The organism is Microbacterium sp. (assembly GCF_052099035.1).
Lineage (GTDB): Bacteria > Actinomycetota > Actinomycetes > Actinomycetales > Microbacteriaceae > Microbacterium.
On sequence record NZ_JBQDSX010000001.1, the window covers coordinates 189,095 to 212,231 of the forward strand.

General features: G+C 66.4%; 23 protein-coding genes. 15 read left to right on the forward strand and 8 right to left on the reverse strand.

Going from position 1 to position 23,137, the window contains the following annotated elements:
- Nucleotides 1-15 precede the first annotated feature (15 nt).
- Nucleotides 16-651 carry a phosphoserine phosphatase SerB gene (serB, locus tag ACTIAO_RS00950; RefSeq protein WP_441904464.1) on the reverse strand — a complete coding sequence of 212 codons (636 nt, stop codon included), beginning with the start codon at nt 649-651 and terminating at the stop codon, nt 16-18.
- 37 nt (nt 652-688) lie between these two features.
- The gene (locus ACTIAO_RS00955) at nt 689-1,933 is read right to left on the reverse strand and encodes a glucose-1-phosphate adenylyltransferase (protein WP_441904465.1); all 1,245 of its coding nucleotides are present in this window, start codon (nt 1,931-1,933) and stop codon (nt 689-691) included.
- Nucleotides 1,934-1,979: 46 nt separating this feature from the next.
- Here ACTIAO_RS00955 and glgA point away from each other — a divergent pair, with 46 nt between their 5' ends.
- From glgA to ACTIAO_RS00970, 3 genes are all read left to right on the forward strand, one after another.
- Complete coding sequence (gene glgA, locus ACTIAO_RS00960) at nt 1,980-3,164, forward strand: glycogen synthase (RefSeq protein ID WP_441904466.1); 1,185 nt, start codon at nt 1,980-1,982, stop codon at nt 3,162-3,164.
- Nucleotides 3,165-3,181: 17 nt separating this feature from the next.
- Nucleotides 3,182-3,967: an ABC transporter ATP-binding protein gene (locus ACTIAO_RS00965; RefSeq protein WP_441904467.1), complete on the forward strand. Its 786-nt coding sequence runs from the start codon at nt 3,182-3,184 to the stop codon at nt 3,965-3,967.
- A gap of 86 nt (nt 3,968-4,053) precedes the next feature.
- The gene (locus tag ACTIAO_RS00970; protein WP_441904468.1) at nt 4,054-4,308 is read left to right on the forward strand and encodes a type B 50S ribosomal protein L31; all 255 of its coding nucleotides are present in this window, start codon (nt 4,054-4,056) and stop codon (nt 4,306-4,308) included.
- Between the two features lie 87 nt (nt 4,309-4,395).
- Here the strand turns inward: ACTIAO_RS00970 and ACTIAO_RS00975 are convergent, their stop codons facing one another.
- Nucleotides 4,396-5,121 carry a 3'-5' exonuclease gene (locus ACTIAO_RS00975; protein ID WP_441904469.1) on the reverse strand — a complete coding sequence of 242 codons (726 nt, stop codon included), beginning with the start codon at nt 5,119-5,121 and terminating at the stop codon, nt 4,396-4,398.
- Between the two features lie 60 nt (nt 5,122-5,181).
- Here ACTIAO_RS00975 and ACTIAO_RS00980 point away from each other — a divergent pair, with 60 nt between their 5' ends.
- Nucleotides 5,182-6,105, forward strand: a complete 924-nt coding sequence (locus tag ACTIAO_RS00980) for an alpha/beta fold hydrolase (RefSeq protein ID WP_441904470.1) — start codon at nt 5,182-5,184, stop codon at nt 6,103-6,105.
- Here the strand turns inward: ACTIAO_RS00980 and ACTIAO_RS00985 are convergent.
- The gene (locus ACTIAO_RS00985; protein ID WP_441904471.1) at nt 6,077-6,550 is read right to left on the reverse strand and encodes an Lrp/AsnC family transcriptional regulator; all 474 of its coding nucleotides are present in this window, start codon (nt 6,548-6,550) and stop codon (nt 6,077-6,079) included. The genes ACTIAO_RS00980 and ACTIAO_RS00985 overlap by 29 nt on opposite strands.
- Before the next feature lie 169 nt (nt 6,551-6,719).
- Here ACTIAO_RS00985 and pdhA point away from each other — a divergent pair, with 169 nt between their 5' ends.
- From pdhA to ACTIAO_RS01000, 3 genes are read left to right on the forward strand one after another with little or no spacing between them, the layout of a single operon-like run.
- Nucleotides 6,720-7,832 carry a pyruvate dehydrogenase (acetyl-transferring) E1 component subunit alpha gene (pdhA, locus tag ACTIAO_RS00990; protein ID WP_441904472.1) on the forward strand — a complete coding sequence of 371 codons (1,113 nt, stop codon included), beginning with the start codon at nt 6,720-6,722 and terminating at the stop codon, nt 7,830-7,832.
- Nucleotide 7,833: 1 nt separating this feature from the next.
- The gene (locus ACTIAO_RS00995) at nt 7,834-8,844 is read left to right on the forward strand and encodes an alpha-ketoacid dehydrogenase subunit beta (protein WP_441904473.1); all 1,011 of its coding nucleotides are present in this window, start codon (nt 7,834-7,836) and stop codon (nt 8,842-8,844) included.
- On the forward strand, nt 8,841-10,214 hold the full coding sequence (locus ACTIAO_RS01000; RefSeq protein ID WP_441904474.1) for a dihydrolipoamide acetyltransferase family protein: 1,374 nt from the start codon (nt 8,841-8,843) through the stop codon (nt 10,212-10,214). Before ACTIAO_RS00995 ends, ACTIAO_RS01000 begins: the two co-directional genes overlap by 4 nt.
- A 16-nt stretch (nt 10,215-10,230) precedes the next feature.
- Here ACTIAO_RS01000 and ACTIAO_RS01005 read toward each other — a convergent pair whose 3' ends face one another.
- Nucleotides 10,231-10,818: a TetR/AcrR family transcriptional regulator gene (locus ACTIAO_RS01005; protein WP_441904475.1), complete on the reverse strand. Its 588-nt coding sequence runs from the start codon at nt 10,816-10,818 to the stop codon at nt 10,231-10,233.
- Nucleotides 10,819-10,928: 110 nt separating this feature from the next.
- Here ACTIAO_RS01005 and ACTIAO_RS01010 point away from each other — a divergent pair, with 110 nt between their 5' ends.
- Genes ACTIAO_RS01010 through ACTIAO_RS01030 form a run of 5 tightly spaced genes read left to right on the forward strand, consistent with a single transcriptional unit; the run spans nt 10,929 to nt 16,837 of the window.
- Nucleotides 10,929-12,482 (forward strand): carboxyl transferase domain-containing protein, encoded by a 1,554-nt coding sequence (locus ACTIAO_RS01010; RefSeq protein ID WP_441904476.1) that lies wholly within the window; start codon nt 10,929-10,931, stop codon nt 12,480-12,482.
- 2 nt (nt 12,483-12,484) lie between these two features.
- Complete coding sequence (locus tag ACTIAO_RS01015) at nt 12,485-14,419, forward strand: acetyl/propionyl/methylcrotonyl-CoA carboxylase subunit alpha (protein ID WP_441904477.1); 1,935 nt, start codon at nt 12,485-12,487, stop codon at nt 14,417-14,419.
- Nucleotides 14,416-15,564, forward strand: coding sequence for an acyl-CoA dehydrogenase family protein (locus ACTIAO_RS01020; protein WP_441904478.1), 1,149 nt, complete (start codon nt 14,416-14,418; stop codon nt 15,562-15,564). Before ACTIAO_RS01015 ends, ACTIAO_RS01020 begins: the two co-directional genes overlap by 4 nt.
- Nucleotides 15,561-16,034 (forward strand): MaoC family dehydratase, encoded by a 474-nt coding sequence (locus ACTIAO_RS01025; RefSeq protein WP_441904479.1) that lies wholly within the window; start codon nt 15,561-15,563, stop codon nt 16,032-16,034. Before ACTIAO_RS01020 ends, ACTIAO_RS01025 begins: the two co-directional genes overlap by 4 nt.
- Complete coding sequence (locus ACTIAO_RS01030; RefSeq protein WP_441904480.1) at nt 16,034-16,837, forward strand: HpcH/HpaI aldolase/citrate lyase family protein; 804 nt, start codon at nt 16,034-16,036, stop codon at nt 16,835-16,837. Before ACTIAO_RS01025 ends, ACTIAO_RS01030 begins: the two co-directional genes overlap by 1 nt.
- Here the strand turns inward: ACTIAO_RS01030 and ACTIAO_RS01035 are convergent.
- Together ACTIAO_RS01035 and ACTIAO_RS01040 are read right to left on the reverse strand one after the other, a co-directional pair.
- Nucleotides 16,834-17,418, reverse strand: coding sequence for a histidine phosphatase family protein (locus tag ACTIAO_RS01035; protein ID WP_441904481.1), 585 nt, complete (start codon nt 17,416-17,418; stop codon nt 16,834-16,836). The two genes, ACTIAO_RS01030 and ACTIAO_RS01035, sit on opposite strands and share 4 nt — an antisense overlap.
- Nucleotides 17,415-18,254, reverse strand: coding sequence for a Sir2 family NAD-dependent protein deacetylase (locus ACTIAO_RS01040; RefSeq protein ID WP_441904482.1), 840 nt, complete (start codon nt 18,252-18,254; stop codon nt 17,415-17,417). Before ACTIAO_RS01040 ends, ACTIAO_RS01035 begins: the two co-directional genes overlap by 4 nt.
- A gap of 65 nt (nt 18,255-18,319) precedes the next feature.
- On the opposite strand from ACTIAO_RS01040, the gene ACTIAO_RS01045 reads away from it, so the two are divergent.
- Nucleotides 18,320-19,150, forward strand: coding sequence for a TrmH family RNA methyltransferase (locus tag ACTIAO_RS01045; protein WP_441904483.1), 831 nt, complete (start codon nt 18,320-18,322; stop codon nt 19,148-19,150).
- 14 nt (nt 19,151-19,164) lie between these two features.
- Here ACTIAO_RS01045 and ACTIAO_RS01050 read toward each other — a convergent pair whose 3' ends face one another.
- On the reverse strand, nt 19,165-19,995 hold the full coding sequence (locus tag ACTIAO_RS01050; RefSeq protein WP_441904484.1) for an SGNH/GDSL hydrolase family protein: 831 nt from the start codon (nt 19,993-19,995) through the stop codon (nt 19,165-19,167).
- Nucleotides 19,996-20,118: 123 nt separating this feature from the next.
- Here ACTIAO_RS01050 and ACTIAO_RS01055 point away from each other — a divergent pair, with 123 nt between their 5' ends.
- Entirely contained in the window at nt 20,119-21,861 is a 1,743-nt protein-coding gene (locus tag ACTIAO_RS01055; protein WP_441904485.1) for a DEAD/DEAH box helicase, read from the forward strand.
- A gap of 175 nt (nt 21,862-22,036) precedes the next feature.
- Nucleotides 22,037-23,137, forward strand: coding sequence for a VIT1/CCC1 transporter family protein (locus ACTIAO_RS01060; protein ID WP_441904486.1), 1,101 nt, complete (start codon nt 22,037-22,039; stop codon nt 23,135-23,137).

A 23,137-nucleotide genomic window follows, 5' to 3' on the forward strand; every position in this document is an offset into this window, starting at 1 on the left:
GGGGCCGACATAGCACTAGGGCAGCAGCGGGATGATCTCGCTCAGATCCTGAGGTCCGATGACAAGGCTTGCGGCCGCACGCACTGCCGGCTTGGCGTTGAAGGCGAGCCCGAGGCCGGCGACAGCCATCATCTCGAGGTCGTTCGCTCCGTCGCCGATGGCGATCGTGGCGTGCTGCGGGATGGCGAGCTCGCGGGCCCACACCTGAAGCGAAGCAGCCTTGGCCGCAGCATCCACGATCTCGCCGTCGACGGTACCGGCGAGTGTCTCGTGCTGGACTGCGAGCCGATTCGCACGCCACCGGTCGACGCCGAGAGCGGGAGCGATGTGATCGAGGATTTCGTGAAAACCACCGGAGACGACACCGACGATTCCGCCGCGCTCGTGAACGGCAGCCGTGAGCTCACGGACACCGGGCGTCGGCTCGACGCGCGCAAGGACACGTGCGAACGCGGTCGTCGATATGCCTTCGAGTGCCTTCACCCGTGAGCGAAGACTCGTTGCGAAGTCGACCTCTCCGCGCATGGCTGCTTCTGTTGCGGCCTGAACCTCTGCGCCGCGGCCTGCCTCGTCGGCGAGGAGTTCGATCACCTCGTTGCGGATCAGTGTGGAATCGGCATCGAGAACAACGAGGAAGCGCGCAGAGGTCACGCGATCGAGCGTAGCGCCTGCACGCGTGTCGGGCAGATCACGGCTCTATGAGCTCACCCTTGCCGACGACGGTGATGCCGGACTCCGTAACCGTGTACCCGCGGTCCAGATCCTGCTGACGGTCGACGCCGACCGTGGCGCCATCGAGCATCACCACGTTCTTATCGAGTACCGCGCGGTGCACGCGCGCACCCTGACCGACCACGACCCCGTCGAACAGGACCGAATCCGTGATCGTCGAACCGCCGGCGGCGAGAGTTCCCGGTCCGATCACGCTGCGCTCCAGGTGCGTGCCCGAAAGCACAGACCCGGGCGAGACGATCGAGTCGATTGCATTGCCGATGCGGCCGACGGCGTCGCGGACGAACTTGGCGGGCGGAGCATTCACGCTCTGCGTGCGGATCGGCCACAGCGTGTTGTACAGATTGAACACCGGCAGCGTGGCGATGAGATCCATATTCGCATCGAAGAACGAGTCGATCGTGCCGACGTCCCGCCAATACGCGCGGTCGCGTGGCGATGATCCCGGCACGTCATTGTTCTTCATGTCGTAGTACCCGGCTTCGCCGCGGTCCACGAAATACGGGATGATGTCGCCACCCATGTCGTGGCTGGAGGATGCGATCTCGCCATCTGCTTCGACGGCTGCGATGAGCGCATCCGTGTTGAAGATGTAGTTGCCCATGGAGGCGAGAACCTCGTGCGGCGAGTCGGCCAGCCCCTCGGCATCCGTCGGCTTCTCGAGGAACGCGCGGATCCGCCCCGATCCGTCCGGATCCGCGTCGATCACGCCGAACTGATTCGCGAGTGCGAGCGGCTGGCGGATGCCGGCGACGGTCGCCGCGGCACCCGACTCGATGTGCGCATCCAGCATCTGCTGGAAATCCATGCGATAGACGTGATCGGCGCCGATCACGATCACGATGTCCGGCTTCTCGTCGTTGATGAGATTGAGGCTCTGCAGGATGGCGTCGGCGGAACCGGAGAACCAACGCTTGCCGAGCCGCTGCTGGGCGGGCACCGAAGTGATGTAGGAGTCGAGTAACGAGGACATCCGCCAGGTCTGCGTGATGTGCCGATCAAGGCTGTGCGACTTGTACTGCGTGAGCACGACGATCTGCCGGAGTCCGGAGTTGATCAGATTCGAGACGGCGAAATCGATCAATCGATATTGTCCACCGAAAGGCACAGCGGGCTTTGCCCGGTCTGCTGTGAGGGGCATGAGGCGCTTGCCTTCGCCGCCGGCGAGGATGATGCCGAAAACCTTCTTGGGGGCTGCCATGGCTCCACAATAGAACCCGAACGTGTCGCTGTACTAGCGTTCAAGCATGCGCGTCGACATGATCAGCAAAGAGTATCCGCCGGAGATCTACGGTGGTGCGGGCGTGCACGTCGATGAACTGGTCGCGGCGCTGCGAAAATCGATCGACGTGCAGGTGCGTGCCTTCGGTGCGCAGCGCGCGGAGGCGGGCACGAGCTCCTACCTCCCGCCGGCCGAATTGAGTGGTGCGAACGCCGTTCTCCAGGCCCTGGGCACCGACCTCGTCATGGTCGACGACATCGCCGGTGCCGACCTCGTGCACAGCCATACCTGGTACGCGAACTTCGCCGGCCACATCGCCTCGCAGCTGCACGGCATCCCTCATGTGCTCACCGCGCACAGCCTCGAACCGCTGCGCCCGTGGAAGGCCGAGCAGCTCGGTGGCGGATACGCCGTCTCGGGGGGCATCGAGAAGCTCGCTTACGAGAACGCCGCCGCGATCATTGCGGTTTCGGCGGGCATGCGCGCCGACATCCTGCGCAGCTATCCGCAGGTTGATCCCGATCGGGTTCGTGTCATCCACAACGGCATCGATGTGCAGCGCTGGCATCCGGTGACGAACGAGGAATTCCTTGCCGAGATCGGCATGGACCGGACGCGACCGTCGGTCGTGTTCGTCGGGCGGATCACTCGCCAGAAAGGGCTGCCCTATCTGTTGCGTGCGGCGGAGCTGCTGCCCGCGGACGTTCAGCTCGTCCTCTGCGCGGGCGCTCCCGACACGCCCGAGATCATGGCAGAGGTTCAGGAAGGCGTCCGCCACCTGCAGCAGGTGCGTGACGGCGTCATCTGGATCGAGCGGATGCTGCCGCGCGACCAGCTCAGCGCAATCCTCACCGCAGCCACCGCGTTCGTATGTCCCTCCGTGTACGAGCCGCTCGGAATCGTGAACCTCGAGGCGATGGCATGCGGTGCAGCCGTTGTCGGTACGGCCACGGGCGGTATTCCGGAAGTGGTGGCGGATGGGACCACCGGACGACTCGTGCCGATCGAACAAGTGCAGGACGGCACCGGAACCCCGATCGACCCGGATCGTTTCGCCGCGGACCTCGCCCGAGTCCTCACCGAGGTCGTGTCCGACCGTGAGCTCGCCGCGCGCTACGGCGAGGCCGGGCGAGAACGCGCGACCCGAGAATTCAGCTGGGCGGCGATTGCCGACACCACGCGCGCGCTCTACGCGGAGCTCATGAACTGAGCCGATAGGCTGGAAGTATGCCGAGCGCTCTTGATTTCACCGATGTCGTCGTGCGCCGTGACGGGCGCAACATCGTCGATCATGTGACCTGGCAGGTCGCAGATGATCAGCGATGGGTGGTGCTCGGGCCCAACGGCGCGGGCAAGACCACCCTGCTCCAGCTGGCCGACACGCTCATGCACCCCACTTCGGGGACGGTCACCGTCCTGGGCGAGACCCTCGGCCGAACGGATGTTTTCGAGATCCGACCGCGGATCGGCTTCTCGTCATCGGCCATGGCCAAGCGGATCCCGCGCGAGGAAACCGTCCTGAACGTCGTGCTCACCGCCGCGTACTCGGTCACCGGCCGTTGGAACGAGCAGTACGAGAACATCGACGAGCGACGAGCGCTGCGTGTGCTGGGGGAGTGGAAGCTCGATCACCTCGCCGACCGCACGTTCGGCACCCTCAGCGACGGTGAGCAGAAGCGAGTCCAGATCGCCCGCGCGGTGATGACCGACCCCGAACTGCTGCTGCTCGATGAGCCCACCGCATCACTCGATCTGGGATCGCGTGAGGAACTGCTGAGCCTGCTCAGCGGCTACGCCTCATCACCGACCACACCCGCGATGGTGGTGGTCACCCATCACGTCGAGGAGATCCCCGTCGGCTTCACCCACGTGCTGCTGCTGCGCGAGGGGGGCATCGTCGCGGCGGGGCCGATCAGCGAGACACTGACGGCGGATGCTCTCACCGAGGCCTTCGGCATGCCCATCGTGGTCTCATCCGAGGACGGTCGATACTCGGCGCGCGCCGCGTCGTGACCGCAGGATCTGCTAATATTGATCCTTGGTGCTCCTGCACCCTTTGACTTTCATTCTGTACGCACCCCGCAATCCAAGGATTCCGCATGAAGACTGACATTCACCCCACCTACAAGAACATCGTGTTCCGCGACCTCGGTTCGGGCGAGACCTTCCTGACCCGCTCCACGGTCACCAGCGACAAGACGATTGAGCTTGATGGTGTGGAGTACCCGGTCATCGACGTCGAGATCTCGTCGGCTTCGCACCCGTTCTACACGGGCAAGCAGCGCATCATGGACTCGGCCGGCCGCGTCGAGAAGTTCAACCAGCGCTTCAAGGGCTTCGGCAGCAGCAAGTAAGCTCTGCGCCACGAAAGAAGGCTCCGCTTCGGCGGAGCCTTCTTTCGTGGGTATGAGCGTCTCGTGCGCGTTAGACGCTCGCGCGCATCAGTTCGCAGTCGCTGCGGCGTCACGCACCGGCCACGTCCCATCGAGAGCATCCTCCGGCTCGATGCGTCCGATGCGGATGAAGTATTCGGTCAAGCTCTCAGCCTGCGTGCGTGCCCAGCCGATCTGCTGCGTGTGCAGCTCATGAGCGGACCCCGCAAGCGGGAAGCTGCGCGCGATGGCCTGTGCCACGCGCCCGGCGGCGATCGCATCCGCCGAGGCCTCGTGGGCGCCATCGAGAGACACTCCGTAGTGCTGCGCGACGACCTCGAGAGTGCGTTTGCCCTTTCGGTACCGATCCATCGCCTTGTCGATCACGAGCGGGTCGATAACCGGTCCTGGTGCGTGCAGCGGCGGGATGCCGTGTCGTAGGCACTCGTGGGTGAGCAGGGAGAAGTCGTAGGACGCGTTGTACGCGACGACCGGGAGCCCCTGGGTGAACAGCGCCCGCAGGGAATCGGTGATCTCGGCGACGACCTCGCGCGCCCCTCGACCATCGCGACGTGCCTGCTCGGTCGTGATGCCGTGCACTGCGGCGGCTCCATCGGGAATGGGGATCCCAGGGTCGGCGATCCACGAGCGTGCGGACACCTCGCGACCCTGTGCATCGAGCACACCGACGTATGCGGTGACGATGCGGTCGGTGGTGACGTCGACGCCGGTCGTTTCGAGGTCGAAGACGCCGATGCGACCGAGCCAGGTCGGAAGTTCCAGATCGAGTGCCATGACCCCACGGTAGGGATGGCCTCGGACATCGCAGTGCAGGCTCGCCCGTAGACTGATTCCATGCCCGTGCCTTCGCCCTATGCCGACCGGCTCAGCCGCGTCCCCGCCGAACGCCATGAGGTCGAAGTCCGCGGTGGGAACACGGCTTACTGGGTGTACGGACAAGCAGCAGGAACGGATGATGTCGAGGCATCCGACCCGGTCACCGTGATCGCGGTGCACGGCTTCCGCGGTGAGCATCATGGCTTGGAACCGGTGTTCGCCTACCTTCCCGAACTCCGGATCATCGCCCCCGATCTTCCCGGGTTCGGCGAGACGGCGCCGCTGCCGAATCGTGCGCATGACCTCGAAGAGTACGCGCAGTGGCTGCGCGACTTCGCGGCCGCGGTCGCACCGGGCGCTGTCATCCTCGGTCATTCCTTCGGGTCGATCGTGGCCTCGGCGGCCGTAGCCGGGGGCCTCGACACACCACGCCTCATCCTCATCAACCCGATCGGAGCACCGGCGCTCGAAGGGCCGAAGGGCATTCTCACGAAGCTCGCCGTCCTCTACTACGCCCTCGGTGCGAAGCTGCCGGCTGGCATCGGCACCGAGTTGCTGCGCAACCGCCTCATCGTGCGGGGCATGAGCATCACGATGGCGAAGACGGGGGACCCCGAGCTTCGCCGATTCATCCACGACCAGCACGACACGTACTTCTCAGACTTCGCGGACCGGGATGTACTGCGCGATGCGTTCATCGCCAGCGTCTCCAACGATGTGCGTGCTTTCGCCCCGGACATCGGGGTGCCGACGTTGCTGATCGCCGCCCAGCAGGATGACATCACACCGATCGAGGCCGAACGCCACCTCGCCACGCTCTTCCCTGATGCGGATCTTTTCGAGATCGCCGATGTCGGCCACCTCATCCACTACGAGACGCCCGCAGAAGCAGCTGGCGCTATTCGCCGATTCCTCAGGGTTCCCGTCGCGCGAGACCGATGAGACCCGCCACGCGATAGGGAATGACCTCGCCCATCGCGAGTGACGTCTCGGTGCGCTCCACACCCTCGATGGAGAGGATCCTGGCATCCGTGTCGAACAGGTGCCGCGCATCGCGGCAGGCGACACGGGCCAGCAGATCGATCGATCCGCTCAGTCCGTGCACCTGAAGAACCTCTGGAATACGGGCGAGCTCGGCGGTGATCCGAGGGAGCTCTGTCTGGCGCAGACCGACATTGATGAACGCCTGCAGCGGAAAACCCAGCACCTCGGCGGAGAACGAGCGCTCGTACGAGAGGAACACGCCCGTCTGCTCCAATCTCGCCATCCGCGCCTGGATCGTATTGCGGGAGAGCCCGAGACGCTCGGCGAGGGCGACCACGGTCATGCGCGGGTCCTCGGAGAGAGCGGTGAGCAGTTCGAGATCTACTCGATCAAGTGCTGACATAGTGCCAAACCCTAGCAGGTGAGCAGAGGTCATATTGGGCAACATGCTCAAGGCTAGTAGAGATGCTTGAGCGTGCTGATCAGTAGACGTACGCTCAGAGTGACCGATGATGTCGTCGGTGGAACACGTGCAGGTCCTCACGAGGGACACACACGACAGGAGGACGAAGATGTCACCGCAATCTAGCCCGATCACGGACACGCCCCAGGATCTCGAACTCGTCGAGCGACTTCTCGCTCCGGACGGGACTCGCCTGAGCAACCCGGAACTCGATGCCTTCGTCGCTGACGTCGATGCCGCGCAACTGCGCGCTCTGCATCGTGACATGGTCATCCTCCGTCGGATCGACTCCGAGGGCATCGCGCTGCAGCGCCAGGGCCAGCTGGGCCTGTGGGCTCCGTGCAACGGCCAGGAGGCCGCGCAGATCGGCACCGCGCGTGCGATCGACCCGATCGATTTCATCTTCCCCAGCTACCGCGAGACCGGTGTCATCTACTCCCGCAGCGCCAAGCCGGGCGACTTCGTTCGCGTCTGGCGGGGAGAAGAAGGAGCGCCCTTCGATCCCATGCAGATGCGCGTCGCTCCACTGCAGATCATCATCGGCGCGCAGACGCTGCACGCCGTCGGCTATGCGATGGGCATCAAGCACGAGAAGGCCCCCGAAGTCGCCGTCACGTATTTCGGCGACGGCGCCACCAGCCAGGGCGATGTCAATGAGGCGATGGTTTTCGCAGCCTCCTACCAGGCGCCGGTCGTGTTCGTATGCCAGAACAACCACTGGGCGATTTCCGAGCCCGTCGCGCTGCAGTCGCAGTATCCGATCGCCGGCCGCGCCCCCGGATTCGGCATCCCGAGCATGCGTGTGGACGGCAACGATGTCCTCGCCTGCATGGCGGCGATGCGCTGGGCGCTGGCGCACGCCAGAGCCGGCAAGGGGCCGGCCTTCATCGAGGCGGTCACCTACCGCATGGGCCCGCACACGACCTCGGACGATCCGACCCGCTATCGTGACCCCGCGGAGCTCGAGTCATGGAAGCGTCGTGACCCGATCGACCGCATCGAGGCGTACCTGCGCGGCCTCGGCGAGATCGATGACGAGCAGATCGCCGCAGTGCACGCCGACGCGGACAAGATGGCGCGTGAGATGCGCGCCGAATGCCTCGGTATGGTCACGCGCGAGCCGCTGGCCGTGTTCGACGGCGTCTACGCCGAGCCGCACTCCGGCATCGCCCGTCAGCGCGATGAGTACGCCGCGTACCTCTCGACGTTCGAGGAGGCCTGAGATGACGCAGCTCACCCTGGGCAAGGCGCTCAACGCCGGCCTGCACAAAGCAATGCAGGATGACGACAAGGTCATCATCATGGGCGAGGACATCGGCAAGCTCGGCGGGGTCTTCCGTATCACCGATGGTCTGCTCGACGAATTCGGCGCAGCGCGCGTCACCGATACGCCACTGGCAGAGTCCGGCATCGTCGGCACCGCCGTGGGGCTCGCCTATCGCGGGTACCGCCCTGTGGTCGAGATCCAGTTCGACGGCTTCGTATACCCGGCCTTCGACCAGATCGTCGCGCAGGTCGCGAAGCTGCACTATCGCACGCAGGGCCGCGTGAAGATGCCGATCACGATCCGTATTCCGTGGGCCGGCGGGATCGGTGCAGCCGAGCACCATTCCGAATCTCCCGAGGCGTACTTCGTGCACACCGCGGGTCTTCGCGTGATCGCCGTATCCAACCCGCAGGACGCGTACCGCTGTCTGCAGCAGGCGATCGCTTCGGACGATCCGGTCATCTTCTTCGAGCCGAAGCGGCTGTATCACCACAAGGGCGAGGTCGACCTCGACGCCTCGCTGGCGGATGCTCCACCGATGGGACTCGCGCACGTCGTGCGCGAAGGATCCGACGCCACGATCATCACCTACGGAGCGATGGTCTCGACGGCGCTGGACGCCGCAGCGGCCGCAGAAGACGATGGACTGTCGCTGGAAGTCATCGACCTCCGCTCGCTCTCACCGGTCGACTACGACTCCGTCGCGGCATCCGTACGCCGCACCGGGCGCGTCGTCGTCGCCCACGAGGCATCTCGTGAGGCTGGCGTCGCCGCCGAGGTCATCGCCAGCATCACGGAGATGTGCTTCGAGTATCTGGAGGCTCCGCCGCTGCGGGTGACCGGCCACGACCTGCCCTATCCGCCCGCGAAGCTCGAGAAATTCCACCTGCCGGATCTCGACCGGATCCTCGATGCCGTCGACCGTGTACTCGACCGGCCGAACAGCCTGACGGGAGCCGAGTCATGATCGAGGAATTCCATCTCCCCGACCTCGGCGAAGGACTCGCCGATGCCGAGATCGTCCAGTGGCTCGTTGCTCCCGGAGACACGGTCACACTCAACCAGACGCTTGCGGAGGTCGAGACCGCCAAGGCGGTGGTCGAACTGCCGTCGCCATACGACGGCACCGTGAAGACGCTGCACGCCGAGGCGGGCGACACCGTCGACGTCGGCGCGCCGCTGATCGCCTTCGACGTGGCTGGCGGTGAGTCGGATGCTGCCGCGAAGGCGCCGGACGCCACATCTACGGCGGCGGCCGCGGACTCCGAAGAGAAGACCCCGCCGAACCTCGTCGGCTATGGGGCGGCTCCCTCGAGCAAGTCCCGTCCGATGCGCCGCGCGCGGCGTGCTGCCCGCGGACCCGCGGTTGCGGATACAGCGGTTCTGGAGGCAGCCCCGCATGACGTGCTGCCCGAGACCCCGACATCCGTTCGAGTCGGTGAGCGTCCCCGTTCCACGCCTCCCGTGCGCGCCTACGCGAAGCGGCTGGGCGTCGATCTCGTCCTGGTTGCCGCAGAGGTGGGCGATCGCGTCGTCACCCGTGAGGACATCGATGCCTATGCGGAGCGTGTAGGCGTGAGCGCGGAGGCTCCTGCCGTCTCGACGCCGCAGTCGTCCGTATTCGGTGAATCCGCCGAGCGCGAGACGCGGATTCCGATCCGAGGTGTGCGCAAGCACACGGCTGCGGCCATGGTGCACAGTGCTTTCACCGCACCGCATGTGACGACCTTCCACACCGTCGATGTGACGGCCACGATGGATCTCATTGCGAACCTGCGCGCCGACAAGTCGCTCGCCGAGCACAGAATCGGGCCCCTCGTCATCGTTGCGAAAGCCGTGTGCCTGGCTCTCAGCCGGACTCCCGGGTTGAACTCCCGATGGGATGAAGAGGCCGGGGAGATCGTCCAGCCGCACTACGTCGATCTAGGCATCGCGGCGGCGACCGAGCGCGGTCTGATCGTGCCGAACATCCGTGGTGCAGACCGGATGACGGTACCGCAGCTGGCGGATGCTCTCGGTGCACTGACGGCAACCGCACGTTCGGGTAAGACATCGGCGGCGGATCTTGCTGGAGGCACGTTCTCGATCACGAACATCGGCGTGTTCGGTATCGATGCAGGGACGCCGATCCTACCGCCCGGGCAGTCGGGCATTCTCGCGGTGGGCGCCGTGCGCCGGATGCCGTGGGAATACCGCGGGGAGATCGCACTGCGCCAGGTGATGACGTTGAGCCTGTCGTTCGACCACCGCATCGTGGACGGCGCCGAGGGGGCACGCTTCGTCAAGGACGTCGCAGACATCCTCAACGAGCCCGGCCGAGCCATGCTGCTCGGCTGAGTCGGCTGAGCGATCCTCAGGCGGTGAGCGCTGCGTGCGCCATCGCGCTGAGGATCGCTTTGGTGGACGTGGTCGAGCGAGCCGCGCTGCGCGTGCTGTGGGGCGTCGAGTTGATGAGACCGAAGCAGGCCTGCACGCGCAGTCGAAGCTCATCGGCAGTCGCATCGTGCAAGGGTGCCAACGCCGAGATCCACAGATCGATGTACTCGCGCTGAAGACGGCGCACTGTTGCACGATCGGTGTCGGAGAGGTGGGCGAGGTTTCGGTCCTGGACGCGGATGACGTCGGGGGCTCCGAGCGCGAAGTCGACGTGGAACCCGATGAGCGCCCGAATTCTGATTTCACCCGGCTCGGTGTCCTCCGCGACTGCTGTTCCGCCGCTGACGAGATTCTCGCTGACCTCGATCAGCACCGCGCCCAACAGCGCCTGCTTGCCGCTGAAGTGACGGTACACAGCCGGGCCGGAGACGCCGACCGCAGTGCCGATGTCCTCGAGGCTCACGCCGGAGTAGCCGCGCTCTGCGAACAGTCGAGCAGCTTCGTGCAGCAGTGCGTCGGAGCGTTCTGCTTTGGCGCGGTCGCGCGCGGTGAGAGGGCTTGTCATTTCAGTTAACGCTCGCTAACCTAAATTGTCGGGTTAGTGAACAGTAACCGAAAATCCATGATGGATGCCACTGTGGACGAATCATCCAGTGAGTCGAGGAGGACATCACGATGCCAGTGACACAGGAGTCGCTCGTAGCCGAGCTGCGCGAGCGGCTGGCCACCGCGGCCGCCGGGGGACCGGAAGCCTCTCGCCAGCGTCACGTTGCGCGCGGCAAGCTCCTGCCGCGTGATCGCATCCGGCGACTGCTCGATGAGGGGAGCCCGTTCCTCGAGGTGGCACCGCTCGCGGCGGATGGCCTCTACGGGGGAGAAGTCCCCGGAGCCGGCGTCATCGCCGGCATCGGGCTCGTGCACGGGCGGCAGGTGATGGTGCTGTGCAACGACGCCACGGTGAAGGGCGGCAGCTATTTGCCGATGACGGTCAAGAAGCATCTGCGTGCGCAGGAGATCGCCCTGGAGAACCGCCTCCCGTGCCTGTACCTCGTCGACTCGGGCGGAGCGTTCCTCCCGAAGCAGGACGAGGTGTTCCCCGACCGCGACCACTTCGGACGCATCTTCTTCAACCAGGCGCGGATGAGTGCCGAGCGCATTCCGCAGCTCGCCGCCGTCCTCGGTTCGTGCACCGCCGGCGGAGCATATGTGCCGGCCATGAGCGATGAGACGGTCATCGTGCGAGGCCAGGGCACGATCTTCCTGGGCGGACCGCCGCTGGTCAAAGCCGCAATCGGCGAGATCGTCACGGCGGAAGAACTCGGCGGCGGTGAGCTCCACGCGCGGCGCTCGGGAGTCGTCGATCACGTCGCCGAGGACGACGAGCACGCGCTGGAGATTCTGCGCGACATCGTGGAGACTCTGCCCGCCCCAGCCGAGCCGGCGTGGGAGATCAGCGCATCCCGTGCTCCGGAGGAGGAATCCAGCCTCTACGACGTCGTGCCCGTCGACGTGAATGCGGCCTATGACGTGCACGAGGTCATCGCGAGGCTCGTCGACGGCGACTCGTTCCGCGAGTTCAAGACCGAGTACGGCACGACGCTGGTCACGGGGTTCGCTCGCCTTCACGGGCACCCGATCGGAATCGTCGCCAACAACGGTGTGCTGTTCAGCGAGTCGGCGCTCAAGGGGGCGCACTTCATCGAGCTGTGCGACCAGCGCGGCATCCCGTTGCTGTTCTTGCAGAACATCACCGGGTTCATGGTCGGTTCCGACGCTGAGGCGGGTGGTATCGCAAAGGACGGGGCGAAGATGGTCACGGCAGTCGCGACCACGCGCGTCCCCAAGCTCACCGTCATCATCGGCGGTTCGTTCGGCGCCGGGAACTACTCGATGTGCGGTCGCGCCTACTCACCACGTTTCCTGTGGACGTGGCCGGCAAGCCGCATCTCAGTGATGGGTGGCAACCAGGCGGCATCCGTGCTGGCGACTGTCAAAGATGATCAGCTCACCGCCCGGGGCGAGTCGTGGACCTCAAAGGAGCGTGCCGCCTTCGAAGAGCCGATCAAGTCCCAGTACGAGACCCAGGGCGAGCCGTATTACGCGACCGCGCGGCTCTGGGATGACGGAATCATCGACCCCGACGAGACGCGGGACCGCCTCGGTCTCGCGCTCGACGTCATAGCCCGCAGCCCGCTGCCCGAACCGCGCTTCGGCGTCTTCAGGATGTGACCATGACTTTCCAGACAGTGCTCGTCGCCAACCGCGGTGAGATCGCGCGCCGCATCATCCGGACGCTGCGTGCGCAGAATCTGCGCAGCGTCGCCGTGTACAGTGACGCGGACGCCGATGCTCCACACGTTCGCGAAGCGGATATCGCGGTACGGATCGGCCCATCGCCGGCATCCGAGTCGTACCTCGATGTGGATGCTGTCATGCAGGCGGCGCACGAGAGCGGAGCCCAGGCAATTCATCCCGGATACGGGTTCCTCTCCGAGAGCGTCGCGCTGGCTGAGGCCTGTGCGAGCGCTGGCGTCGTGTTCATCGGTCCGTCGATCGAGGCGCTGAAGATCATGGGCGACAAGTCCGCCGCCCGCGAGCAGGTCGCGGCACGCGGCGTGCCCGTCGTCCCCGGTTTCGATGCCACCGGACTCTCCGACGACCAGATATCCGTGCGTGCCGCTCAGGTCGGCTATCCGCTGCTCGTCAAGCCCAGCGCCGGCGGTGGCGGAAAGGGCATGGAGGTGGTCTCGGATGAGACACACCTGGATGCGGCGCTCTCCTCGGCCCGACGGATCGCGAAGGCAGCCTTCTCCGACGACTCGCTGCTGCTCGAACGGCTGATCGCCCGCCCGCGCCACATCGAGGTGCAGGTCTTCGGCGACGCATCCGGCACCATTATCGCCCTCGGCGAGCGCGAGTGCACTCTGCAGCGCAGGCACCAGAAGGTGATCGAAGAAGCACCGTCCGCCGGGCTTCCCGATGGTGTGCGCGAGCGGTTGTTCGACGCGGCGGTGCGTGCCGCCGAGAGCGTGTCTTACGTCGGCGCGGGTACGGTCGAGTTCCTCGTCGATGCGGACGCGCCGGAAGACTTCTTCTTCATCGAGATGAACACGCGGCTGCAGGTCGAGCATCCCGTTACGGAGGCGGTCACCGGTCTCGATCTCGTCGCGCTGCAGCTCTCGGTCGCCGCGGGGGAGGCGCTTCCTGCCGCACCTCCCGTCACCGGCCACGCGGTCGAGGCGCGGATCTACGCGGAGTCGCCCGAGCGCGGCTTCCTGCCGTCGACGGGAACCGTGCTCCGCTTCGACGCCCCCGCTGGCGTGCGCGTGGATGCCGCGATCGAGGCGGGGAGCGAGGTGACCGGGTTCTACGACCCGATGATTGCCAAGGTCGTCGCGCACGGGCCGGATCGGAAGGCGGCGCTCGCGCAGCTCGACGCGGCACTCGCGCAGACCGTCATCCTCGGCGTGGACACGAACATCGCGTTCCTGCGCACGCTGGTGACGAATGAGCGCGTGGTCGCCGGCGACCTGGACACCGCCCTGATCGAAACGCTGTTGCCCGTAGCGCCCGCCGCGGTGTCGCCGCGCATGGTCGCCGCCGCGAGACATCACCTTCTGCGCGAGACACCATCGCAGGCGTGGGGTCTCGCGCCGGAAGTGGTGTCTCGTCGGGCGGGCGGCGTGTGGACCGCGCTGACGGATGCCGCGGCGCGAGAAGCCGCGTTCCTGACGGATGACGACGTGCTTGTGGATGCCGTAGGCGAGGCGGATGCCGCAGCAACCCTTCCTGCGGCAGAAGATGCGGACGGGGCGGTGTGGATCAGCGAGGGCGGGTCCTCCGTGCGGCTGCGTCCACTGGATCGTCGTGCCCGAATGAAGCACCGCCTCGCCGCGCAGCGGCCGGCCGCGGCAGAGACCAGCCCAGAAGCGCGCGCACCCATGCCGGGCAACATCGTCGCCGTGCACGTCGCAGATGGTGCGACGGTTGCCGCGGGTGACCCGCTCGTCTCGATCGAGGCGATGAAGATGGAGCATCCGGTACTCGCACCGCACGACGGCACCGTGCACCTGATGGTCGCCGTCGGCGATCAGACCCGACGCGGCCAGACCGTAGCCACGGTGACTGCGACGACAGTGACCGAAACCACAGAAGGAGCATCATGACCATCGACCTCACCGATGAGGAACTCGAACTCAGCGCGATGGTGCGGGACTTCGCCGACACCGTCGTCGCCCCGCAGGCGTACGAGGCCGACCGGACGAAGACGCTGTCGATGGACGTCGTCGCTCAGATGGGCGAACTAGGACTGTTCGGTCTGCCGTTCCCCGAGCAGTACGGCGGTCAAGGCGGCGACTACATGGCGCTCGGACTTGCGATCGAAGCGCTCGGCCGCGTCGACCAGTCGATCGCCATCACGCTCGAAGCCGGGGTGAGCCTGGGCGCCATGCCGATCTTCCGGTTCGGCAACGACGGACAGCGGGAAGAGCTGCTTCCCGATCTGCTCGCCGGCCGTGCACTGGCCGGGTTCGGCCTCACCGAGCCAGAGGCAGGAAGCGACGCGGGTGCCACGCGGACGACCGCACGTCTGGACGGCGACGAGTGGGTGATCGACGGATCGAAGCAGTTCATCACGAACTCCGGCACTCCGATCACGCGCTTCGTCACCGTCACCGCTGTCACCGGTATGAACGAGGGACGCAAGGAGATCTCGACGATCATCGTTCCGAACGGAACTGCGGGGTTCACGGTCGAGGCACCGTACGACAAGGTCGGCTGGCACGCCTCCGACACCCACCCGCTGACCTTCGACGGCGCACGGGTGCCGGCGAGCAACCTGGTCGGTGAGCGCGGCACGGGATTCAAGAACTTCCTCAGCATCCTCGACGAGGGGCGGATCGCGATCGCAGCCCTGGCAACGGGTGCGGCGGAAGGCTGCCTGGAAGCATCAATCGAGTACGCCAAGAGCCGCACCGTTTTCGGTGCAGCTCTCAGCACACGGCAGAACGCCCAGTTCACCATGGCGCGCATGCGCGCCCGCGTGCACTCGGCACGACTCGCCTGGCACCATGCGGCGCGCCTGCGTGATGCCGGCAAGCCTTTCGCCGAGGCGGCCGCCATTGCCAAGCTCATCGCGGGAGACGCCGCCATGGACAACGCGCGCGACGCCACTCAGATCTTCGGCGGCAACGGCTTCATGAACGAGTTCGCCGTGGGGCGGCACTATCGTGACTCGAAGATCCTCGAGATCGGTGAGGGCACGACCGAGGTGCAGCTGCTGGTGATCGCCCGAGGATTGGGGCTGGTATGACAGACATCGTGCAACGGGGACTCTACTTCGAGGAGTTCGAGGTCGGCGCGCGTTACCTGCACCGTCCGGGGCGCACGGCCACAGAGGCCGACAACGTGCTGTTCACCACCCTCACCATGAACACGCAGGCGTTGCACCTGGATGCGGCATTCGCCGGGTCGCAGGAATTCGGACAGCGGCTGATGAACTCGATGTGGACTCTGTCGACGATGGTGGGTGCATCTGTCGCACAGCTCACCCAGGGCACGCTCGTCGCTCAGCTGGGGCTCGGTGACATCACCTTCCCGCACCCGCTTTTCGCTGGCGACACGCTCTACACCGAGAGCACCGTCACCGAGAAGCGCCTGTCGAAGTCCCGCCCGGGACAGGGGATCTGCACGATCGCGCACATCGGGCGCAACCAGGACGGCGTCGTCGTCGCGACCGCAACGCGCACGGCGCTCATGCACTGCGCACCCCAGGAGGACTGATGGAGTTCGCACTCGGACCGGCATTGCTGTTCTGCCCCGCTGACCGTCCGGAGCGATTCGTGAAGGCCGCGGAGCGGGCGGATGCCGTCATCCTCGACCTTGAGGATGCTGTTGCTCCTGCCGCCAAGTCCGCCGCTCGGGCGAACGTCGCGGCATCCGATCTCGACCCAGCACGCGTGATCGTCCGTGTGAATGCTCCCGGCACGGCCGACTTCGCGCCCGACCTCGCCATGCTCGAGGCATCGCCGTTCCGCACGGTGATGGTCGCGAAGGCCGAGGATCCAGCCGTGCTCGACGAGTTCGACGCGTCGTTCTCCGTGATCGCACTGTGCGAGACGGCACGTGGAGTGAGCGCAGCTGCGAGAATCGCGGCCCATGACCGTGTCACCGCGCTGATGTGGGGTGCAGAGGATCTCATCGCCTCCCTCGGCGGCACATCCAGCCGGCACAGCGATGGCCGATACCGGGACGCGGCGCGCTACGCGCGCTCCCGCGTGCTTCTGGAAGCGGGCGCGCACGCAAAAGCTGCCATCGATGCCGTGCATATCGACATCGACGACGTGCAGGGGCTCGCGACGGAGGCGGAGGACGCTGCGGCATCCGGTTTCCGCGCGACGGCGTGCATCCACCCCCGGCAGGTGGCGACGATTCGTGCGGCCTACGCTCCGGATGCCGAGACCATTGCCTGGGCACGTGATGTGCTCGTTGCCGCGGAGGGGGAGCGGGGCGTATTCCGATTCCGTGGGCGCATGATCGATGAGCCGCTGCTTCGTCACGCCCGAGCAGTGACGGCGCGGAGCTAGCTCGAAATCGGCTCGAGCAAGCGCAGCAGCCCCGGCGCTGCCTCGAACCGGTACGCCGAGCCGTTGCGCAGCATCTCACCCTCGCGGGGCAGAGTGCCGCCGGTGGCGTGATTCAACAGTGATCGGATCACGCCACCGTGGGTCACCACGATGACCGATTCGGCGACGGGTGCGGAGCGGCGCCGTGAGTCGCGGGCGATGACATCCAGAGCGGCGAGCGCACGGTCGCGGACGGTTTCCAGCGACTCGGCGCCGGACGGTGCGCCGTGCCAGTTCGTGAAGCGCTCGAGGTACTCCTCGACGAGCAGCCCCTCACCCTCGCCGAACTCGCGCTCGCGCAGGTCATGCGCCGTCTCCGGGGCGGCGAGGTCGAGGCGGGAGGCAATGATGCGTGCGGTCTCGTGTGCACGCACCAGGGGACTGGCGTAGATCACGTGATGGGTGCTGTCGCTGAGCAGCTCGGCTGCAGCGAGAGCATCCGAACGTCCGGTGTCGTTCAGCGGGATGTCGGTGGATCCCTGGATGCGTCGGGCGACGTTCCAGTCGGTCTGGCCGTGGCGGACGAGAGTGATGAGGGTCACTGCAGGAGCTCCTTGAGCGTCGGAAGAACGTCGCCGGTGCCGCCGGCGAGCACAGCGTGCGCCCACGGGTCGGCGCGGGTGGGTTCGCGATTGACGATGACGAGAGGGATGCCGCGGCGACGGGCGCGCTCGACGAGCCGCACACCGGAGTTCACGACAAGCGAGGAGCCTGCCACGATCAAGGCGTCACTGCTGCGCAGCAGCGACTCGGCGGCACGGAACCGATCGACCGGAACGAATTCGCCGAAGAACACGACATCGGGTTTCAGCATCCCTCCGCACACCGTGCAGGAAGGAATCACGAAGTTCTCGGTGGTTTCCGGGGCGACGTCGCCGTCGGGGTTGAGCGCGATGTTCTCGGGGATGGCAATCCAGGGGTTTTGCTCTTCGATCTGGACCGCGATGTCCCGTCTGTCGAAGACCTGACCGCAGTGCAGACACAGGACGCGCCGCATCGTTCCGTGCACTTCGACGACGCGCGAGCTGCCGGCGCGCAGGTGCAGCCCATCGACGTTCTGGGTCACCACACCACTGGCTATCCCGGCGCGTTCCATCTCGGCGAGCGCGATGTGTCCGCTGTTCGGCTGCGCTGATGCGAATGCGCGCCACCCGAGATGCCCACCGACCCAGTACCGGCGGCGTGCCGCTTCGTCGGCCAGGTAACGCTGCCCGGTCATCGGATCGGCACGCGTGCGCGAGCCCTCGCCACGGTAGGCGGGAATGCCGGAGTCTGTGGAGATGCCGGCACCGGTGAGAAACGCGATTCGGCGTCCGCGGAGGAGGTCAGCCGCCTCGGCGATGCCGGCAGCGAGCTCGGCAGTGATCGTCGCAGTCACGAAACCTCCTCGACGAGTCTACGGGCAGTGCTGTACGGGTGAGCGGCGATGGCAGAGTTGTCTGCATGCACATCGAGCACGTCGCCGACGCATCCGACCCGCGGCTCGCCGACTACCGGAACCTCACCGATACGGCGCTGCGTCGTGTGCACGAACCCGAGCAGGGGCTCTACATCGCCGAGTCGGTGACGGTGATCGAGCGCGCAGTCGGCAGCGGCCATGCGCCACGATCTGTGCTGGTGCAGGAGCGTCGGCTCGCCCGAATCAGTGAGATTCTGGGGGACCAGGATGTGCCGGTGTACGTCGCACCGGATGCCGTCATCGAGCAGGTCACCGGGTTCGCCGTGCATCGCGGCGCGCTCGCATCGATGCGGCGGCCGGAACTGCCCGGCATCGAAGCACTTTTGCGCGATGTGCGGGCGGCGGGTGCGCACTCGGCGGGTGTGCGGAGCCGCATCGCGATCTTCGAGGACGTGTTCGACCATGCCAACATCGGGGCCGGATTCCGATCTGCCGCGGCCTTCGGCGTCGACGCCGTACTCGTCACGCCGAACTGCGCCGACCCGCTCTATCGCCGCGCGATCCGCGTCTCGATGGGGACCGTGTTCCAGGTGCCGTGGACGCGTGCTTCGTCCTGGCCAGACGCGATCGGCACGCTGCGGGACGCCGGCTACGTCGTGGCGGGTCTGACGCTCGGTGCGGATGCCATCACCTTGGACGACCTCGTCGCCGAAGACCACGAGCGGCTCGCACTCGTATTCGGCAACGAGGGGCACGGCCTGTTGCCTGCGACGGATACCGCCGTCGACCGCCGCGTCACGATCCCGATGATGGGCGGGGTGGACTCGCTGAACGTCGCGGCATCCTCTGCCGTTGCCTTTCACGCGACGAAGTAGGCCGGGCCCGCGGCCTACTGCTCGTCGGAGACGACGATCACCGGGGAAGCCTCGGGGCGCTTGGCGCTCACGAGATCGCCGGAGGACTGATGCCGCAGGCGGCGCAGCACCCACGGCATGAGGTGCTCACGGGCCCAGCCCAGGTCCTCGGCACGTGCTTCGCGCCAGGTGCGCGCCGGCAGCGGGTCGGGCTGCATCGACTGCAGATCGTTCGGCACGTTCAGAGCGCGCAACACCATGCGTGCGACTTCGTGATGGCCCAGCGCATTGAAATGCAGCCGATCGTCAGCGAAGAAGCGGAGATCCTGCACCGTCTTCAGCGCCCACTGGTCGGCGACGATGCAGTCGTGCCGTTCCGCGATCGCACGGATATTCTCGTTGTAGATCGCGATCTTGCCCCGGAACGTGCGGAAAACCGGCGTGAATGCGGTGTCGATCCCCGTGAACAGGACGATCGCTGCGCCGGTGGAAGCGAGGCGGGAGACCGCATCATCGAGCTGTTCGGCGATGTGGTCGGGATCGGTTCCCGGCCGGATCACGTCGTTGCCGCCGGCGCAGAGTGTGACGAGGTCGGGATGCAGCGCTACCGCGGGCTCGATCTGATCAGCCACAATCTGGGCGATGAGCTTGCCGCGCACGGCGAGGTTCGCATAGGCGAAGTCATCGACCTGCGCGGTGAGGACCTCGGCGACGCGATCCGCCCAGCCGCGATTGCCGCCGGGGGCATTCGCGTCAGGATCTCCGATGCCCTCGGTGAACGAATCGCCGATCGCCACGAACCGGTGCCACGGGTGCGGACCGTCGTTTTCGACGTGGGGGGTTCGGGAGGATTCCTGACTGCTCATCATGCTCTCCTTCGACTCGCGCGGGATCGGCCGTGCCGCTCGCGCAGTGACCGAGCCTACCGGCGTGCGGCGCTTTCGGACAACGGGCGAGCGACGTCGGTGGCAAGGATTACCCTTGATCTGATGCTCTCTCCGTCCTATCCCCAGCGCGCCCCTTGGGGGACGGCTGACAAGCTCCGTGCTTGGCAGCGAGAGGCACTCGACCTTTACTTCACGCGCGACCAGAGAGACTTCCTCGTCGCGGCAACCCCCGGCGCCGGTAAGACGACTTTCGCACTCACCCTCGCTGTCGAACTGCTGCGGATGGGCGAGGTGAACCGCATCATCGTCGTCGCGCCGACCGAGCATCTGAAGACGCAGTGGGCCGATGCTGCGGCTCGCGTGCACATCCGCCTCGACCCGCGCTTCCGAAACAGCCACTGGGCACCGTCGCGTCAGTACCACGGCGTTGTGGTCACGTATGCGCAGGTCGCGGCGAAGTCATCGGTTCATCGCCATCTGACCGAAGATGCCAACACGCTGGTGATCCTCGACGAGGTGCATCACGGTGGCGACGCGCTGAGCTGGGGAGACGCGATCCGCGATGCGTACGCGCCGGCGAAGCGACGCCTGTCGCTATCGGGCACACCGTTTCGCAGCGACACCGCGCCCATCCCGTTCGTGACGTATGCGCCCGACGAGTCGGGCGCCCGCATCTCGACCACCGACTACGGGTACGGATACGGCCGAGCCCTCGCCGATGGCGTCGTGCGCCCTGTGCTGTTCCACATGTATTCCGGCAAGATGCGCTGGCGCACCAGCGCTGGCGATGAGCTCGAGGCCCACCTCGGCCAGGACAACACCAAAGACGTCACGTCGCAGGCATGGCGCACGGCTCTCGACCCCGAAGGGGAGTGGATGCCGGCTGTGCTCTCCGCCGCCGACCGTCGGCTCACCGAGATCCGCCATCATGTTCCGGATGCCGGGGGACTGGTGCTCGCGACCGATCAGACCGTCGCCCGTGCGTACGCGAAGATTCTGCACAGCATCACCGGACAGCGTCCCACGGTCGTGCTCTCGGACGACGCGACATCCTCGGAGCGGATCGAGCGGTTCAGCGAAGACGGCAGCCGGTGGATGGTCGCTGTGCGCATGGTCTCCGAGGGCGTGGATGTTCCGCGTCTCGCCGTTGGCGTCTATGCGACGTCATCCTCGACGCCGCTGTTCTTCGCGCAGGCGATTGGGCGCTTCGTGCGGGCGCGGCGCCGTGGCGAGGCAGCGAGCGTTTTCCTGCCGAACGTGCCCGTCCTCATGGGCCTCGCGAACGAGCTCGAGAAGCAGCGCGATCATGCCCTGGACAGGCAGACCCAGGACGACGACGGACTCGACGACTCGCTGCTGGAGAGCGCGAACCGCGAGGAAGAGGCTTCGGATGCTCTGACGCAGGAGTTCAGCTATCAGGCGATCTCTTCCCTCGCACACTTCGATCGCGTGGTCTTCGAGGGTCGGGAGTTCGGTGAACTAGCCGAACCGGGAACACCCGAGGAGGAGGAGTTCATCGGAATTCCCGGTCTCCTCGAGCCCGAGCACGTGCATGAACTGCTGATGCAGCGCCAGTCGCGGCAGTCCCGACTTCGTGAAGCGCGTGAAGCCCAGGCGGGTCCCGACACGGTCACGACTCTGCCGCAGCCGCTGCACCGCACCCTGCGTGAACAGCGACAGCTGCTGAACAGCCTGGTCGGTCTCTACGCACGTCAAGCGGGCGAGCCGCACGGCGCCGTCCACGCCGAGCTGCGCCGGATCTGCGGCGGACCGGCAGTCGCTCAGGCGACCGTGACTCAGCTCCAGTCCCGCATCGACGTCCTCCGCAAGCGCGTCCGCTCCTGATCCCGGTCCCTGAGCCTGTCGAAGGGTCCTTGAGCCGCGCCCGGTCCCTGAGCCCGTCGAAGGGGCCGGCGCCTTAGGACCCCCGAAATACTGGCAATCCGCGCTTTTCGGACGTTGCGAGTGATCTCCGCCGATACCGTTGAAGACGCCCGAACACATCCGATCCGGAGGAAACATGAGCGTGCCGGCCACAGCAGAGCCGACCGAAGCAGATCGACGTCGTTGGGCGCGCTACCTCGTGGAGGAGCGTGCGGAGGGCCTTGTCTACCAGAAGCTCGCCTCTCGAAAGTCCGGCGAGGAACAGCAGATCCTGCAGAGCCTTGCCGACGCCGAGCGGCGCCACGAGCAGCACTGGCTCGATCTGCTCGGTGGCGAACCGGCCCGCCTCCCGCGTGCCGGCCTGCACTCGCGGATGCTCGGCTGGATGGCTGGTCGATTCGGATCGATCTTCGTGCTCGTGCTCGCGCAGAGCGCGGAGGCCCGCTCACCCTACGAGACCGAGAAGTACGCGACTCCCGCAATGCGTGCGGATGAGAAGATCCACTACGAGGTCGTACGCGGCCTCGCCGCACGCGGCCGCCGTCGACTCTCGGGATCTTTCCGGGCCGCGGTGTTCGGCGCGAATGATGGACTCGTCAGCAACCTCGCCCTCGTGCTGGGGATCGGGGCGACCGGTGTCGCGTCGAGCTTCGTGTTGTTCAGCGGCATCGCAGGACTTCTCGCAGGCGCGCTGTCGATGGGGGCGGGGGAGTTCGTCTCGGTTCGCTCGCAGCGCGAGTTGCTGGCATCGACCGAGGCGAACGAAGACGCGGCGCTGTCGGCGGGCGACCTCGACATCGACGAGAACGAGCTGGCGCTCGTCTATCGCGCACGCGGCATAGACCAGTCCGAGGCACTCGCACGTTCTCGGCGCATCATCGCTGCTGCGCAGGAGGGCGTGCGACGGACAGCGACCGGGCCGATCCGCGCCCACGCAGGGTCGAACGATAACGACATCATCGGGAGCGACTGGGCGGCCGCGATCTCGAGCTTCCTGCTGTTCTCATCAGGTGCGATCATCCCTGTCCTGCCCTGGATCTTCGGCCTGTCCGGCCTCACGGCGATCCTCGTCGCGCTCCTGCTGGTCGGCATCGCTCTGCTCGCCACCGGGGCGACCGTCGGTGTCCTCTCGGGCGGCCCGCCGCTGCGGCGTGCCCTGCGCCAGCTGGCGATCGGATTCGGTGCCGCAGCCATCACCTATGCGCTGGGGCTCGTTTTCGGCGTCGGCGCGGTCTGA

Bases quoted from the DNA above. Each gene is read 5' to 3' on its own strand.
- ACTIAO_RS00965 (WP_441904467.1), top strand. From the start codon at position 3,182: ATGCCGAGCGCTCTTGATTTCACCGATGTCGTCGTGCGCCGTGACGGG.
- ACTIAO_RS01010 (WP_441904476.1), top strand. From the start codon at position 10,929: ATGCCAGTGACACAGGAGTCGCTCGTAGCCGAGCTGCGCGAGCGGCTG.
- ACTIAO_RS01045 (WP_441904483.1), top strand. From the start codon at position 18,320: ATGCACATCGAGCACGTCGCCGACGCATCCGACCCGCGGCTCGCCGAC.
- ACTIAO_RS00995 (WP_441904473.1), top strand. From the start codon at position 7,834: ATGACGCAGCTCACCCTGGGCAAGGCGCTCAACGCCGGCCTGCACAAA.
- ACTIAO_RS01060 (WP_441904486.1), top strand. From the start codon at position 22,037: ATGAGCGTGCCGGCCACAGCAGAGCCGACCGAAGCAGATCGACGTCGT.
- ACTIAO_RS01015 (WP_441904477.1), top strand. From the start codon at position 12,485: ATGACTTTCCAGACAGTGCTCGTCGCCAACCGCGGTGAGATCGCGCGC.
- pdhA (WP_441904472.1), top strand. From the start codon at position 6,720: ATGTCACCGCAATCTAGCCCGATCACGGACACGCCCCAGGATCTCGAA.
- ACTIAO_RS01055 (WP_441904485.1), top strand. From the start codon at position 20,119: ATGCTCTCTCCGTCCTATCCCCAGCGCGCCCCTTGGGGGACGGCTGAC.
- ACTIAO_RS01020 (WP_441904478.1), top strand. From the start codon at position 14,416: ATGACCATCGACCTCACCGATGAGGAACTCGAACTCAGCGCGATGGTG.
- ACTIAO_RS01030 (WP_441904480.1), top strand. From the start codon at position 16,034: ATGGAGTTCGCACTCGGACCGGCATTGCTGTTCTGCCCCGCTGACCGT.
- ACTIAO_RS00970 (WP_441904468.1), top strand. From the start codon at position 4,054: ATGAAGACTGACATTCACCCCACCTACAAGAACATCGTGTTCCGCGAC.
- ACTIAO_RS01050 (WP_441904484.1), bottom strand. From the start codon at position 19,995: ATGAGCAGTCAGGAATCCTCCCGAACCCCCCACGTCGAAAACGACGGT.
- ACTIAO_RS01025 (WP_441904479.1), top strand. From the start codon at position 15,561: ATGACAGACATCGTGCAACGGGGACTCTACTTCGAGGAGTTCGAGGTC.
- ACTIAO_RS00975 (WP_441904469.1), bottom strand. From the start codon at position 5,121: ATGGCACTCGATCTGGAACTTCCGACCTGGCTCGGTCGCATCGGCGTC.
- ACTIAO_RS00980 (WP_441904470.1), top strand. From the start codon at position 5,182: ATGCCCGTGCCTTCGCCCTATGCCGACCGGCTCAGCCGCGTCCCCGCC.
- ACTIAO_RS00985 (WP_441904471.1), bottom strand. From the start codon at position 6,550: ATGTCAGCACTTGATCGAGTAGATCTCGAACTGCTCACCGCTCTCTCC.
- ACTIAO_RS00955 (WP_441904465.1), bottom strand. From the start codon at position 1,933: ATGGCAGCCCCCAAGAAGGTTTTCGGCATCATCCTCGCCGGCGGCGAA.
- glgA (WP_441904466.1), top strand. From the start codon at position 1,980: ATGCGCGTCGACATGATCAGCAAAGAGTATCCGCCGGAGATCTACGGT.
- ACTIAO_RS01000 (WP_441904474.1), top strand. From the start codon at position 8,841: ATGATCGAGGAATTCCATCTCCCCGACCTCGGCGAAGGACTCGCCGAT.
- ACTIAO_RS01005 (WP_441904475.1), bottom strand. From the start codon at position 10,818: ATGACAAGCCCTCTCACCGCGCGCGACCGCGCCAAAGCAGAACGCTCC.